The sequence below is a fragment of the Photorhabdus sp. RM71S genome (assembly GCF_042879355.1).
Taxonomy (GTDB): Bacteria; Pseudomonadota; Gammaproteobacteria; order Enterobacterales; family Enterobacteriaceae; genus Photorhabdus; species Photorhabdus kayaii.
Window position 1 is genome coordinate 167133 of the sequence record NZ_JBHFKV010000002.1, and the last position, 15899, is coordinate 183031.

The following is a 15899-nucleotide window of genomic DNA, read 5'->3' on the forward strand; positions in this document are numbered from 1 at the left end:
TTAAACTCCCTGTTTCCAGGACAAGGTACGCAGCATATCTGCGAAAACACCTGCGGCAGTAACATCATTACCCGCCCCGTATCCCCGCAGTACCAGCGGTATTGGCTGATAGTAACGCGTGTAGAATGCCAACGCATTTTCGCCATTTTTGACTTTATAAAGCGGATCATTACCATCCACTGCGGAGATTTTCACCTTACAACGGCCCTCTTCAATTATGCCAACATAGCGCAATACTTTTCCCTGCCCTTTGGCTTCTGCCACCCGCTGGTTGAAAACCTGATCAAGAGAAGGTAAACGTTCAAGGAAAGCATCCACGTCCCCTCGGCTATCAAAGGAGGCTGGCAGTACAGGCTCCACATCAACACCATCCAATTCAAGTTCATAACCTGATTCACGAGCGAGGATCAACAGTTTACGGGCAACATCCATACCGGACAGATCATCACGCGGATCGGGTTCGGTATAGCCTTTCTCTTTTGCCAGTAACGTTGCCTGAGATAGTGACATTCCTTCATCCAGCATACCGAAAATAAAAGAGAGAGAACCAGAAAGAATGCCATTGAACTGAATGAGTTCATCACCCGCATTAAGCAGGTTTTGTAAGTTTTCAATAACAGGCAGGCCAGCCCCTACGTTAGTGTCATACAGAAATTTGCGTTTAGATTTCTCTGCCGCCTTACGAATCTGATGATAATAAGCCATTGACGAAGTATTGGCTTTTTTATTCGGCGTGACCACATTGAAGCCATCACTCAGGAAACTGACGTATTGATCAGCAATTTGCTGATTAGAGGTACAATCCACTATCATCGGGTTCAGTAAATGGTACTCTTTCTCTAAACGGATCAGGCGGCTCAAACTAAAAGGTTCTTTGGCCTCTGATAAACATTGCTGCCAATTATCAAGGCAAATACCTCTCATGTCCGTCAACATGGCCCGTGAATTAGCAATACCACATACCCGTAAATCAATGTGCTTTTGCTTCAACCATGTTTGTTGACGACGGATTTGTTCAATCAAAACACTGCCTACACCACCAACACCGACAACAAAAACTTCGATCACCTGATCGGTATTGAATAACATCTGATGGCACAAACGAACAGCTGTCGTTGCCACTTCATTATCGATAACCGCAGAGATGGAACGTTCAGAAGATCCCTGTGCGATTGCAACAATATTGATATTACCGCGCGCCAATGCAGAGAAGAAACGGGCAGAGATGCCGCGCAGGGTACGCATACCATCGCCAACAACAGAGATAATGGAAAGATTTTCCATCACATCTAAAGGATCAAAAATCCCCTCTTTCAGCTCAAGATAGAATTCTTCACTCAGTGCCTGACGCGCGCGTTCCAATTCACGTTGAGGGACACAGAAGCTGATACTGTATTCTGAAGATGACTGAGTAATCAGCACAACAGAGATCCCTTTGCGGGACATGACAGCAAATACCCTTGCCGCCATACCCACCATCCCCTTCATACCAGGACCTGATACGTTAATCATTGCCATATTGCTCAGGTTGGTAATCCCTTTTACCGGCGTACTTTCATCTTTCTGCCCGTCACCGATCAGTGTTCCAGGCGCATCTGGATTGGCGGTATTTTTAATCAAACAAGGGATCTGAAATTGAGCAATTGGAGCAATGGTCCGTGGATGCAATACCTTGGCACCGAAATAAGAGAGCTCCATCGCTTCCTGATAGGACATGCCTTTTAATAACCGTGCATCCGGCACAACTCTGGGATCACAGGTATAAACACCATCCACATCAGTCCAGATTTCACAACATGTCGCCCGCAAGCAAGCCGCTAAAACCGCAGCAGAATAGTCAGAACCATTACGCCCCAGGACAACTAGCTCCCCTTTATCATTTCCAGCCGTAAATCCAGCCATCAGAACAATATGGTCATCAGGAATATTCAGAGAAGCAATGCGCTTCGTAGACTCGTTGATATCTACCGTAGATTCAAGGTAATGACCTTGTGCCAACAAATTTTCTACCGGATCAATCACCGTGACCTTGTGACCACGTGCCTGCAATACAGACTCCATGATGGCGATAGAGAGTTTTTCCCCACGACAAATCAGGGAAGCGTTAATGCTGTCCGGGCATTGGCCCAGTAACGAAATACCATGCAGAACCTGTTTCAATTGAGCAAATTCTTGCTCAACCATCATTTTTAACCGTTCATAAGCAAAACCGGGTTGCGCCTGTGCCACCCCCTGTAATAAATCAACAAAGATCTGCTCAGCATCGTGCATATGGGTAATGATCTCTTGCCCAGCTACCGTTTTTTCAATCATAGCCACTAAATGATTGGTAATTTTTGCCGGAGCAGAAAGCACCAACGCAACCCCTCCTTGAGAAAGTTTTTTCTCTGCAATATCGGCAACGTTCAACACTCGCTGGTAATTAGCGATCGAAGTTCCTCCAAATTTAAGCACTCGCATTAACATTTTTCTCCTGATTCCGCGCCAAAAAAAAGCCCGCATCTGATTTGGATGCGGGCTTTTTTCTCTGTTTTATATATGCGTCAGCCCGCTCCGCAACCTGTGGTTCCGGTGGTGGTAATAATTGTGGTTTTCAGGCTGATAGTTTGCATAGGTTCCTGTCTGTCATTTAATGGGTTCGACCCTATATTGGTTAAATGAATTTGTGCGCAAAGTCAAACATTTTCTCTAAATAACCTTACGCTTTTGATATTTTTAATATTGGAATAATTCATTTCATGGTCATCAAGACAAACAAATATTTCTTACTGAACCCAATCTTTTAGTTATTAAATCCATTTTTAACAAAATTAACAATATATTTTATCTTTTCGTAAAAATCAGTTATTTTTGTTCACCGCCAAGCTCATGGGGGATTATTTTTCGAACAAAACCACTCTGTGCGTTAACAAGAATTTGTCATTTGCATGACAGAATACAAGGTATAAAATAACCAATATAAATAATATTAACGTGCTACAATCAATTTTGATGTACGTCAATAAAAGGTAGTTTTTTTAGATGGTAAATGCATTGCAAGCTGTTATATTGCTGTTAATGGACTAACATAACACTGTTTAACCAGTTTTTTTGGGTATATACCCACCAAAGGAAAAGCAACTTTTACTTTCAGTGTAAAACATATCAATAAAATGTTATTACTGATTTGGGCTATAATTTCAGTGATGACAAATAATAACCAGTAAATATCCTGAGATAAGAGTAGTTTGAATCATTCTGATTTATTTTTAAGCGATTCTAGGTAGCAACCATGCAAACCCCGCACATTTTGATTGTTGAAGACGAAATTGTCACTCGCAATACCCTAAAAAGCATTTTCGAAGCTGAAGGGTACATAGTTTATGAAGCCACCGATGGTTCAGAAATGCACCATATTCTGTCAAACAACGACATTAACCTGGTGATTATGGATATTAATCTTCCAGGCAAAAATGGCTTGTTACTTGCCCGCGAACTGCGTGAGCAAGCAAATGTTGCCTTGATGTTCCTGACCGGCCGTGATAACGAAGTAGACAAAATCCTTGGCTTGGAAATTGGCGCAGATGATTACATCACCAAACCATTTAATCCGCGTGAATTGACTATTCGCGCCCGCAACCTGCTTTCTCGTACCATGAATCTGAGTAATGTCAGCGAGGAACGCCGCCAAGTTGAGAGTTATAAATTCAACGGTTGGGAATTAGATATCAATAGCCGTTCTCTGATAAGCCCAGCTGGTGAGCCGTATAAATTGCCACGCAGCGAGTTCCGCGCCATGCTTCATTTCTGTGAAAATCCAGGCAAAATCCAAACACGCGCAGATTTACTGAAAAAAATGACAGGTCGTGAATTGAAACCTCACGACCGTACTGTTGATGTAACGATTCGTCGTATCCGTAAACATTTTGAATCGACGCCAGATACGATGGAAATTATCGCCACCATTCACGGTGAAGGCTATCGTTTCTGTGGTGATTTGGAAGCATAACTTGAACATATCCCTATGGATTTCAAGATGCATCGCGACGGCAAAGGAGCGAATCCCCGGGAGCATAGCGAACTATGTGACCGGGGTGAGTGAGTGCAGCCAACAAAGAGGCAACTTGAAAGATAACGGGTATATCAGTAAGTCTCTAACAATGACAGGATGGGATATCCCTGTAAGAACCCATCCTGCTCCTCAATTTTCCACCGTCTTCCACGGCATAATGGGTACAGCACTGAGCGCATTCTTCGGTGAACCATCGATCATCTTATCGGAATATGTCAAATAGACTAATGCATTACGGTTTGCATCATAGAAGCGAACGACTTGAAGTTTTTTAAACACCAGTGAGGTTCGTTTCTGGAAAACCACCTGACCTTTTTTGCTGCTCTTTTTAATCTTGTCTGTGAGTTCAATCTCTCCAACCTGCTGACAAGAAATAGCTGCATCAGAAGTATCTTCCGCAAGTCCTAAACCCCCTTTTATTCCACCTGTTTTTGCCCTGCTCAGGTAGCAAGTCACATTTTTAACATCAGGATCATCAAACGCTTCCACGACAATTTTGTGATCAGGCCCGATAAATTTAAAAACAGTGTCTACCGAGCCAATCTCTTCAGACAGAGCCACCACAGGTATGCACAACAATGCCGTTGTTACGAGTATCTTTATGATTTTTAACATATATAGTCTCATTCCTTAATTAATTCAGCGTAAAATTTCACCGCTGAGATACCAAATAGGACGGTAATACCATCAATAGAAATAATTAATCATTAATATAATTTCATAAAGTAATGAGTGAAATAATAATACGAATAAGTATCCTATTGTAAATATAAGACTTGTTTTACACTTAGTGCTCATATCCAGTAGAGTTATTGTTGAATGCCACGCTTGTCAATAAATTATGAACACGAACAGCACGCAGAAATCAGAACAGACATACGATGTACAAGGAATGATTCGTTTTACCACTCTGTGGGACTGTTCAAGTGGCAAACAAAATAGCCTAGTAGTATAGGTTCTTATATACCCTATGGATTTCAAGATGCATCGCGACGGCAAGGGAGCGAATCCCCGGGAGCATAGCGAACTATGTGACTGGGGTGAGTGAGTGCAGCCAACAAAGAGGCAACTTGAAAGATAACGGGTATATTGTTCTTTTGGTCTTAATGACTAAGGAGATGTATGGATCAAACCGGCATCATTCGTGATTTATTACGTTGGCTAGATAACCATTTAGATCAACCATTATCACTCAATAATGTTGCAGCTAAAGCAGGTTATTCTAAATGGCACCTGCAACGTATGTTTAAAGACATTACCGGCCAGGCTATTGGCTCCTATATCCGTGCCAGAAGGTTATCACGGGCAGCCGTTGCTTTACGTTTAACCAGCCGCCCTATTCTGGATATTGCTTTACAGTACCAGTTTGACTCCCAACAAACTTTCACTCGCGCATTTAAAAAACAATTCAATAAAACACCAGCACTTTATCGACTCAGTGAGGAGTGGTGTGCCACGGGTATTTGCCCGCCCATATTGCTGGATAAAAGGTATATTCCCGAAGCAACCTATCTCACACTAGAGGAACAACCACTGGTGGGTATAGAACAGACCTGTTCCTATACGCTGGAACAATGGTCCAGTTTTTGTACTGAAATGCGCCACAATTTCTGGACATATTATCTGCAAAATGCAGAGGTGTTACCTCCTGTACTTTATGGCCTTCACCATGCAACTCCCAATCCAGAAAAAGAAGATGAACAAACCGTATTGTACACAACAGCGGTAGAACCCCAATATGCCCAGTTTGATGTGGCAGGCAGCCAGCCTGTTACATTACCGGCTGGAGAATACGTCTCATTTAGTTACTACGGTACCAAAGATGGCTTACAGGATTTCCTGTTTACCGTCTATGGTATTTGCCTGCCAATGCTAAACCTGACACGTAGGAAAGGATACGACATCGAACGATATTATCTTACCAATACCAATGATAGAGACAAGGAAGCGGCGAATCATATCATCGAATTTCAGTATCTCATTCCTATCCAGCATTAGCGTTGTAATTCATCCAGTGCGGGCGTATCCAGATGTGTGATATCGCCTGCCGTTTCTACAATCCAGCCCGACGCTAGCCACGGACTGTGCTGATAATCCACTCTGGACAGAGAGCAATTTCGCAAGCGAAGACGACGTTCAGCATGTGCGGGCAATCCCAGTATTGTGCCAACCAAACATCCCAAAGCGATGCCATGACTGACTAACAACGGTCGGCTACCAACAGGCAGATTACGACAGCCCTCCAGAGCAGCCCTCATACGCACAGCCAGTTCATCCATAGATTCGCCTTTGGGGATACGTCCACCAGGTGTGCCATCAAGGACTTTCTTACGCCAGTTCTCTTCTTCCGATGTTAATGAATCAATATTTCTGCGTTCAAGAACCCCCATGTGCAATTCACGCAAACGTGGCTCCAGAATAATTTCACAACCACAAACCTCAGCAATGATTTCCGCCGTTCGACGTGTACGTCCAAGGTCACTGGTAATAATATGGGTAATACTTTCAGATTTTACTCTTTGCGCCACTAATCTGGCTTGATGTTCGCCTGTTTCAGTCAAAGGGCTGTCAGATTGTCCCTGAATACGACGTGCTGCGTTCCATTCAGACTCCCCATGCCGAACAAGATATACCTGTAACATTTTCATTTTCCGTTATACTGCGTAAATACTCGTTCAAAGGATAACTCATCTATTATGTATCACGTTATTGCTGCAACCACCAACCCTGCAAAAATTAAAGCCATTAGTCTCGCCTTTGATGATGTTTTTGGGCCAGGTACTTATCGGATCGAAGATATCAATGTAGACAGTAGCGTCCCACAACAACCTATTGGTAACACAGAAACCCGTACTGGCGCCCGTCAGCGTGTCATGGCGGCCAGACAAGTTCGCCCTGAAGCAGACTTTTGGGTAGGTGTGGAAGCGGGTATTGAAGACGATATGACATTTGCCTGGATGGTTGTGGAATATCAGCAAATTCGCGGAGAATCTCGTTCAGCCAGTCTGATGCTACCAGAGAAAATTCTTGATGGTATCCGCGAAGGTCGGGAATTAGGCCATGAAATGGCTTACCTTACAGGTATTGATAACATCAAGCAGAAAGATGGTGCAATTGGCTTTTTCACTGATGGCACCCTGACTCGTACCAGCGTGTACCACCAAGCTCTGATATTGGCTTTAGTGCCCGTACATCATGAAATGTATAAAGAGCTGAACGCCCGTTAAACAAACATTCCGCCTAGGCCGCAATTGGCGGCCTGCTATTTCAGTAATTGCTGTTCCAACCAAGCCTTAACATCGTTTGAGGCAAATTTCAGGCTATTAGAGCCGCGCGTAATCGTCGCAATACCCACTCCAAGTTCATTTTTCAGCTCACGCTGGCTCATTTTTCCACTCATCAACTCCTTGATAATGCGTACCCTGGTAGCCAGTGCTGTCCGTTCATCTGGTGTCAATAATAACTGCAAAATCGGATGCTGTAGATCTTCAGCAAAAGCCTGTTGGAGTAATGTCACGAAACATTGCCAATCTTCATGATCTTGCGGCGAAAGTGCTGGATCTGTCAGATGATTTGTCGTCATAATTAATCAGTCATCATACTATCTAACTAGTACAGCAGCATAACATAGTTTGCCATAAATCAATAACGCCTTTGCCATTCCGCGTTAGTCAGCACATTTGATGCTTTGCCCATGAAATGACTATAGAAAACATCATAAACCAAAACACTTTTGACATAATTGCGGGTCTCAGAAAATGGAATGCTTTCAATAAAGGCTATCGCATCGAGTCGCCCACCACTGTCAGATAACCAGCGATCTACCCGAGTTGGTCCGGCATTATAGCCAGCGCTGGCAAGTATCCGATTATTTCCAAAACGCTGATAAACCGATTCGAGATAAGCAGTACCGATTTCGATATTCGTCAGCGGGTTTATAAGTTGGCTACTGTTCATATATCCTTGGATTCCATTTTTCTTAACCGTATCCTCTGCCGTTTCTGGCATTACCTGCATCAACCCAATTGCCCCAACTGGCGAATTAGCTTGCGGATTCCAGGCACTTTCCTGGCGGGCTATCGCCATTGCATAACTTTGAGAAATTCCTTTATTTACAGTGAAGTGACTAAATTCCCGCAGCCATGCTAATGGAAAACGCTCTTCAAGGTAGTCCCACATTTTTCCGGTTATTGTCGCCTGTACACTAAGCGCTGCCCATTTTTGATTGAAAGCATAACGCGCCAGTTGCTGTTGTTTTAATTTAGCCTGGCTGGCGACCAGATAGCTCCACTCTATGCGAGCAAGATTATCCATTTGCCAATATATCAATTCCCTGACTCTCTGCACTTCAGGTATTGAAGCAATGGCAGCATCTGGCTTTTTTGCGATACTTATCGTCAGCGGATAGTTGACATTCAGTTTTTGCGCAGCAGCCATTGGATAAAAACCACGGCCTTCTATCAGCTTACGTAGTATCGCTTCACCTTCACTTTTATTACCCTGTGCCAATAGAATGTTGGCTCGCCAATAACGCCATTCCCCTTTGCCCTGGTCCTCTAACGGCAGCAATTTTATCCATTGAGCCAAACCACGCTTATCTGCATGACCCAATGCCAACCGAACACGACGCTCAAGCAATGCAACAGATTGACTACCGCGGATCGCATCATCACGCCACTTTTCCTGTTCATCGCTCACATCCCCCATTAACTGCCAGGCAACAATATCTTTCAACCGCTGACGTTCACTTGCATTCATCTTTTGCACTCTGACAATTGATGGAATGATCGCTCTTGCCTGCTCCGGATCTTGACGAGCGAAACGCGAGAAAGCCGCTAAAGTAGCTACACGGGTAAAATCAGTCGGCCCGGTATGATTAGCAAAATCCGCCACGGTAGCCGGATCATTCTGCAACTTAATCAGGTCTTCACTGATACTTTTGTATCCCAGTGGCAATTGTTTAGCGAGGTAACTGACCAGTGACGTATTCCCCGCTTTTAACGCGAGACTAATACGCTGTAATATCAGTTTCACTGATAAATGACCAGTTTGCTGCCAAACATCAAATAACTTATCGCAACTGGCTGGTAAAGAACGCCCATTCAACCAAATTTCTTTTGCTCCCTGCCAGGCAACCTGTTCCTCACCTGTAGACCATTTAGCAAAATAGTAATGACAGCGAGCTGTAATAGATTTCGGTGCTGTAGGAGTGAACGCCAGTATCCCACGCCACTCTTCGCGGCGTGCAAGCTCATTGATAAAACGGGATGGTAAAGAACGTGCAGGGGGCAGATTAGGGTAACGATCAATAAAATCACGGATCTGCGTTGGTGTGACAAGTGCCAAATCCTGAGTCAGCTCCCGGTATTCTAGATAAGGATAAAGAGGATAGTCTTTCAATGTCGGCATCAGCCTCGCGATTTCATCCCTATCACTGACATTCCACGCTTGCTTAATCTGCTGATATCTCTGCCGCTGATTTTCCAGAGAATCAGCATTTGCTGCTACAGAGATAAAAATCAACCCTATAGCCATCGCAAGGTATTGCCACTTAGCCATTATCACGTTCCTCTGGGAGATAAAATCAAACAGGTTAATATTACGAATGCATAAACACCATAATAATATAATTACCACCTCTTACCACATTAATTTTCCATATGATGAGATATATAAACACATATTCATAATAGGTTAGTTTTTTATATAATAAATTGATTCGCTTTAACAAACTCAACCTAGGATCATTTTATTCGAGCAATTGGGTTATAGAGTTTATTGACTTAAATCGGGTAAACTGTGATAAATCGTGCTCAGACGAGCATAAATAACCTAACTTGATATAATCAAATACCAACACGCCCTGTTCATGCGACTTGCTTCGCAAAACAGGCACTATAACAATCAGAGATAGCGAGGCTTATAGCAACGTGGCTCAATATGTCTACACCATGCATCGGGTCGGTAAAATTGTTCCCCCGAAACGTCATATCCTGAAAAATATCTCCTTAAGTTTCTTTCCGGGAGCAAAAATTGGTGTTCTTGGCCTTAATGGCGCCGGTAAATCGACCTTACTGCGTATTATGGCTGGCATCGATAAAGACATCGAAGGAGAAGCTCGCCCACAATCAGGAATTAAAATTGGCTATCTACCGCAGGAACCTAAATTAAACCTTGAGTACACTGTCCGCGAAGCAGTGGAAGAAGCGGTTAGCGAGGTAAAACATGCGCTGACCCGTTTGGATGAAGTCTATGCAGCCTATGCTGATCCTGACGCCGATTTTGACAAACTGGCTAAAGAACAAGGTGAGCTGGAAGCAATTATTCAGTCCCACGATGGCCATAACCTTGATAACCAGCTTGAACGCGCCGCTGATGCCCTGCGTCTACCGCCGTGGGATGCAAAAATCGAGCATCTATCTGGAGGGGAACGCCGCCGTGTGGCAATTTGCCGCTTACTGCTGGAAAAACCCGACATGCTGCTACTGGACGAACCCACTAACCACCTTGACGCCGAATCTGTCGCATGGCTGGAACGCTTCCTGCACGATTACGAAGGTACCGTTGTTGCAATTACCCACGACCGTTACTTCCTTGATAACGTTGCCGGCTGGATTCTGGAACTTGATCGTGGTGAAGGCATTCCGTGGGAAGGTAACTACTCTTCATGGCTGGAACAGAAAGATGCTCGTCTGGCTCAAGAAGCCGCAACAGAAGCCGCACGCCGTAAATCCATTGAGAAAGAGCTGGAATGGGTTCGCCAAAATCCGAAAGGCCGTCAGGCAAAAGGTAAAGCACGTCTGGCCCGTTTTGAAGAATTAAATAGCGTTGAATACCAGAAACGTAACGAAACCAGCGAACTGTTCATTCCACCTGGGCCACGCCTGGGCGACAAAGTTCTGGAAGTGGAAAATCTAACCAAATCCTATGGCGACCGGGTTCTGATTGATAATCTGAACTTCTCTCTGCCCAAAGGGGCGATTGTTGGGATTATCGGGCCTAATGGTGCGGGTAAATCTACCCTGTTCCGTATGATCTCCAACCAGGAACAACCCGATTCCGGTACCATCACGTTAGGTGAAACCGTCAAACTCGCTTCTGTCGATCAGTTCCGTGACAACATGGATGATAAGAAAACCGTTTGGGAAGAGATCTCCGGCGGCCAGGATATCATGCGTATCGGTAACTTTGAGCTACCAAGTCGCGCCTATGTTGGCCGTTTTAACTTTAAAGGTGTTGATCAAGGCAAACGTGTCGGTGAATTGTCTGGTGGTGAAAGAGGACGGCTACATTTGGCTAAACTGCTGCAAGTCGGCGGTAACATGCTGTTGCTTGATGAACCAACCAACGATCTGGACATTGAAACTTTGCGCGCACTGGAAAACGCCTTGCTGGAGTTCCCAGGTTGTGCAATGGTTATTTCCCATGATCGTTGGTTCCTTGATCGTATCGCAACCCACATCATTGATTATCAAGATGAAGGTAAAGTCACTTTCTTTGAAGGTAACTTTAGTGAATACGAAGACTATAAGAAGCGGACTCTCGGAGCAGAAGCACTGGAACCGCATCGCATTAAATATAAGAGAATCAGCAAATAATCATATTGAAAATGGCCTGGTAACAGGCCGTTTTCCACTCAATTATTTAGATATAAACTCATAGTCTTATTCATTATGCTATGTGTAAGATAAGTATCATGGATAATCTTTCCTTCTTTCAAAGTAATAATACGATCTGCATGTTTAATAAGCCTATTATCCTGTGAAGCCACAACAACTGTACCTCTTTGGTTATAAGCAATAAAACTTAAGATATCAATAGCTGTTTGGCAGTCATAATTATTAAGATGACGGGTTGGCTCGTCAGCAAACAAATACCGAGGGCTTTTCACAATGGCACCAGCTATTGCCACCCGTTGTTTTTCATTATCACGTAATTCCTTGGGATATATATCTTTCTTGTGTTTCAGGCCAACAATATTGAGTGCCTTAGTTGCCCTGACTATTGCTTCCTGATGAGAGGTCGTGATTCCACAAGAGAGAGATAATAGCAAATTATCCAAGACCGTAAGTTCATTAGATAAATTAATTCTTTGAAAGATAAAACCACAATTTATCAAATGGAATCTATCTAACTCGAAGTTATTCATCCTCCCCAATTCATTATCAGCAATTAATATTTTTCCTCCGTCGAGAGGCAATAACCCAGAAATCATTGCCAGCAAAGTACTTTTTCCTGAACAAAGATCCCCATTAATCAAAGTAAATTCACCTGGGAAAATAGAAAGAGTGATGTCTGAAATCATTTTCTGGTTAGCTTTACTTTTCGAAAAACCATATGAAATATCAATGGCTTCAATCGTAGCAATTTGATTCAAATTCATTATCTCAGCATAATTAATAGTGTAAGAAATCTGGCATTATCAGTAACTCTTACAGCCAGAGCAATCCGTAAAAATACAGATATTCATCATTATAAGATTACACAAACGAGGGAAAATCATATAAGAAATATCTCAATTGAAAGTATATCAATATTTCTACCAGTGACTATTTCAAATGACTATCTGTATGCTAAAATCAAAATTTTACTAAACAAGATCAACCCATTCCTATCAACCATTCATTAGCAACAGGCCATTATCTTGTTTGTACAAATAAAAAAATAACATCAGACAAATAATTTTTTATAGATAAAAACACCTTAATATCATAACAACATGTTAAAATTAATATTTAATTACCATAATAACAATGATACTTCTAACATTAAATTATTAATAGAAAAATCAACCTTATCCTTATTCTCCAACCAATCAAAAACACAAAAAATTTTATTTAAAAATCAACAGGGAAGTATTTAATTATTAATCTTGTTTTTATTCAAGAAATAAATAATCAATAGAAGTATCAAAAATATTAATAGCTGTTATATATTTTATTACTTACAGGAAATAAAAATATCCAGCCACAATGCATATTGTGATTAGATATATATTTACTAATTTATCATATAAAATATTATATATACCCTATGGATTTCAAGATGCATCGCGACGGCAAGGGAGCGAATCCCCGGGAGCATAGATAACTATGTGACCGGGGTGAGTGAGCGCAGCCAACAAAGAGGCAACTTGAAAGATGACGGGTATAGATTTAATTATAAACGATTCAACTAACGTATCATTTAGGATTAGCCGCTAAAAGTTGCTGAATGAGTTCAATACAACGTAGGAAACGCTGATCATAATCGGGTGAATCCACATTGACATATTCAATATTATTACTTTTCAGCATATCCTCCAGCAGTTGCTGGAACTCTTTACGATCCTGCTCGCTGCCAAGGCTACGCAAACCGTCAGCAACCCAAGGGGTATTGTTTTCCAGTAGAATGACCAAATCAAATCGATATTCATCAATTAATGCCTGAACAAACGGGTGTTCACGTCCTTCATATCGCTTACAAAATGCTTGGGTAGTGACAAAATCGGTATCTATAAATGTAACCTTATTCGCATATTTTACAGCAAAATCAATATATTGGGCTTGTCCCAATGCAATCTTGTCATAGTCCGAATATTGTAGCGCCATCTCATCTCCCCCCAGATGAGAAAAAACATAATCACGACCATATTCCCAAGCACTTGTCGTATTAAAAATATTTGCCAATTTATTAACTAACGTAGATTTACCACTGGACTCTCCACCAAGAATCGCTACGGTACGAACAAAGAAAGGTTTCACTTCCGTAGGAATATATTCCCAATGACGGAATGGGTCTTGGCGAATATGCCGACCACTGATTTTCATAAACGAACGTTGTGGATCGATAAGAATTGTCTCAATTCCTAAATGTTCTTTATATCGGGGAGAATCCTGAGTTTCGCTGGAATATATATAAGTTGGATTAATGCCTTTTTTTGACATAAAGGCTTTCATGCCGTCACTCCACACATCCCAACCATGTGGATAGGACTCAATTCCCTGTTCATCAAAAGAATGAATATGAATATTTTTCTGATACTTAAACGTTTGGAGCAACCAGCGCAGACGATCACTCACCGTAGGTTGCTGAGACATGGAACTGCTCATAAACAGCTCCCGATCTCTCGGCTCATCATGGCAAAGGATAATATGCAACTCATCCACCTGACTACAGGCCCGTTGAATCAGATAGATATGCCCAGTATGCAATGGATAGAATTTGCCGAATACCACTCCAACAGTTTTATTTTGCACAGGATATTGCAACCTCAGATAGTGATGGAGAGCAGCCAATTTTTGGGCACTGGGACTTTTAATTTTGTCATTAATTAACTGGCTGAGATAACCTTTGGTCATACCACTTGCATCAGCAACCTGCTGCAACGTATAACCTGTCTGTTTAATCGCTTCTTTAAGGTAGTCAAATTGCCCCATATCTCCTCCCTGTTTAACCAAAATCTTCCATAACAGATAACGCATCCGCCAACTTTTTCACACCAAAAACTTCCATCGCTGGCAGCGCTTTTTTCGGCATATTGGCATAAGGCACTATCGCCCGTTTAAAACCATGTTTAGCGGCTTCGGATATGCGCTCCTGTCCACTGGGCACAGGACGGATTTCCCCTGCTAGCCCCACCTCTCCAAATACAACCAAATCACGGGGTAACGGCCGATCCCGAAAACTGGAGACTAAAGAGAGCAGTAAAGCGAGATCCGCGCTAGTTTCCGCAACTTTAACGCCACCCACAACATTCACAAACACATCCTGATCGGACATTTGCAAACCACCATGGCGATGAAGGACAGCCAACAGAATAGCCAACCGGTTTTGCTCCAAACCCACAGCCACCCGCCGTGGATTGGTCATCATAGAATGATCCACCAGCGCTTGAATCTCTACCAACAGAGGACGAGTCCCTTCCCACACCACCATGACAGAACTGCCAGCGGTAACTTCATCACCACGGCTCAGGAAAATCGCTGATGGGTTACTAACCTCACGCAATCCTTGTTCTGTCATGGCGAATACGCCAAGCTCATTAACGGCCCCAAACCGATTTTTATGACTGCGTAAAGTGCGAAAGCGGGAATCTGCTTCACCATCAAGCATCACTGAACAGTCAATACAGTGTTCCAACACCTTCGGACCCGCCAACGAGCCATCTTTGGTCACATGACCAACCATAACAATGGCAACACCACGAGTCTTAGCAAACCGAGTAAGATAAGCGGCAGTCTCTCTGACCTGAGCGACACTCCCCGGCGAAGATTGAATATCCGCCATATGCATCACTTGAATGGAGTCAATCACCATCAACTTTGGCTGCTCCTGCTCCGCAATCAGACAAATTTGTTCAATACTGGTTTCTGACAACATATTCAGATTATCAGCCGGCAATCCCAACCGGTGCGCACGCATTGCCACCTGTTGTAACGACTCTTCCCCAGTGACATATAAAGTTTTCATCTGTGCAGACAACTGACACATCGTCTGCAACAATAAGGTACTTTTCCCTGCTCCCGGATTACCGCCAATCAGAATCGCGCTACCGGGAACAACACCACCGCCAAGCACCCGATCGAACTCTTTAAATCCCGTAGAAAAACGAGGAAGTTCTTCCAGACTGATCTCTGATAATTTCTGAACCCTGCTGACACCAGCATCTCCCGCATAACCACTGAACCGCTCATTACGGGAGGAAGGTGCTGCGGCTAAGCGCACCTCCGTAATGGTATTCCAAGCATGACACGCACTACATTGCCCCTGCCAGCGCGGATAATCCGCCCCACACTCATTACAGACAAATGCCCGCTTTGCTGCTTTTGCCACTCTGCACTCCTAAAGATTCTATACCCGTCATCTT

Annotated in this window: 13 protein-coding genes and 1 other annotated feature; of the genes, 4 read left to right on the plus strand and 9 right to left on the minus strand. The window is 43.1% G+C overall.

Annotation, left to right across the window (positions count from 1 at the left end; all coding sequences use genetic code 11):
• Window positions 1-2460 carry a bifunctional aspartate kinase/homoserine dehydrogenase I gene (thrA, locus tag ACGF5R_RS01810; protein WP_387689457.1) on the minus strand — a complete coding sequence of 820 codons (2460 nt, stop codon included), beginning with the start codon at window positions 2458-2460 and terminating at the stop codon, window positions 1-3.
• Window positions 2461-2485: 25 nt separating this feature from the next.
• Window positions 2486-2605 (minus strand) — a sequence feature (Thr leader region).
• Window positions 2544-2612, minus strand: a complete 69-nt coding sequence (locus tag ACGF5R_RS01815; protein WP_110882773.1) for a thr operon leader peptide — start codon at window positions 2610-2612, stop codon at window positions 2544-2546. It overlaps the preceding feature by 62 nt.
• A 659-nt stretch (window positions 2613-3271) precedes the next feature.
• Here ACGF5R_RS01815 and arcA point away from each other — a divergent pair.
• Window positions 3272-3988 (plus strand): two-component system response regulator ArcA, encoded by a 717-nt coding sequence (arcA, locus tag ACGF5R_RS01820; protein ID WP_011144944.1) that lies wholly within the window; start codon window positions 3272-3274, stop codon window positions 3986-3988.
• A 192-nt stretch (window positions 3989-4180) separates the two neighbouring features.
• Here arcA and creA read toward each other — a convergent pair whose 3' ends face one another.
• The gene (gene creA / locus ACGF5R_RS01825; RefSeq protein ID WP_112876420.1) at window positions 4181-4666 is read right to left on the minus strand and encodes a protein CreA; all 486 of its coding nucleotides are present in this window, start codon (window positions 4664-4666) and stop codon (window positions 4181-4183) included.
• Window positions 4667-5173: 507 nt separating this feature from the next.
• Here creA and robA point away from each other — a divergent pair.
• The gene (robA, locus tag ACGF5R_RS01830; protein ID WP_036777055.1) at window positions 5174-6049 is read left to right on the plus strand and encodes an MDR efflux pump AcrAB transcriptional activator RobA; all 876 of its coding nucleotides are present in this window, start codon (window positions 5174-5176) and stop codon (window positions 6047-6049) included.
• Here the strand turns inward: robA and gpmB are convergent.
• Window positions 6046-6693, minus strand: coding sequence for a 2,3-diphosphoglycerate-dependent phosphoglycerate mutase GpmB (gpmB, locus tag ACGF5R_RS01835; RefSeq protein WP_112876419.1), 648 nt, complete (start codon window positions 6691-6693; stop codon window positions 6046-6048). The genes robA and gpmB overlap by 4 nt on opposite strands.
• A gap of 54 nt (window positions 6694-6747) precedes the next feature.
• On the opposite strand from gpmB, the gene yjjX reads away from it, so the two are divergent.
• Window positions 6748-7278 carry an inosine/xanthosine triphosphatase gene (yjjX, locus tag ACGF5R_RS01840; RefSeq protein WP_387689460.1) on the plus strand — a complete coding sequence of 177 codons (531 nt, stop codon included), beginning with the start codon at window positions 6748-6750 and terminating at the stop codon, window positions 7276-7278.
• A 35-nt stretch (window positions 7279-7313) separates the two neighbouring features.
• Here the strand turns inward: yjjX and trpR are convergent, their stop codons facing one another.
• Window positions 7314-7634 (minus strand): trp operon repressor, encoded by a 321-nt coding sequence (trpR, locus tag ACGF5R_RS01845; protein WP_214053857.1) that lies wholly within the window; start codon window positions 7632-7634, stop codon window positions 7314-7316.
• Between the two features lie 59 nt (window positions 7635-7693).
• Window positions 7694-9610, minus strand: a complete 1917-nt coding sequence (sltY, locus tag ACGF5R_RS01850) for a murein transglycosylase (RefSeq protein ID WP_387689464.1) — start codon at window positions 9608-9610, stop codon at window positions 7694-7696.
• Between the two features lie 371 nt (window positions 9611-9981).
• Between sltY and ettA the strand changes: the two genes are divergently transcribed.
• Window positions 9982-11649, plus strand: coding sequence for an energy-dependent translational throttle protein EttA (gene ettA, locus ACGF5R_RS01855; protein ID WP_112876416.1), 1668 nt, complete (start codon window positions 9982-9984; stop codon window positions 11647-11649).
• A 38-nt stretch (window positions 11650-11687) separates the two neighbouring features.
• On the opposite strand, the gene ACGF5R_RS01860 is transcribed toward ettA, so the two are convergent.
• From ACGF5R_RS01860 to radA, 3 genes are all read right to left on the minus strand, one after another.
• Window positions 11688-12434 carry an ABC transporter ATP-binding protein gene (locus ACGF5R_RS01860; protein ID WP_262980524.1) on the minus strand — a complete coding sequence of 249 codons (747 nt, stop codon included), beginning with the start codon at window positions 12432-12434 and terminating at the stop codon, window positions 11688-11690.
• Window positions 12435-13233: 799 nt separating this feature from the next.
• Window positions 13234-14469 carry a multifunctional transcriptional regulator/nicotinamide-nucleotide adenylyltransferase/ribosylnicotinamide kinase NadR gene (nadR, locus tag ACGF5R_RS01865; RefSeq protein ID WP_112876513.1) on the minus strand — a complete coding sequence of 412 codons (1236 nt, stop codon included), beginning with the start codon at window positions 14467-14469 and terminating at the stop codon, window positions 13234-13236.
• A gap of 13 nt (window positions 14470-14482) precedes the next feature.
• A complete protein-coding gene (radA, locus tag ACGF5R_RS01870; protein WP_112876414.1) occupies window positions 14483-15865 on the minus strand; it encodes a DNA repair protein RadA in 1383 nt (460 codons plus the stop codon).
• Window positions 15866-15899 lie beyond the last annotated feature (34 nt).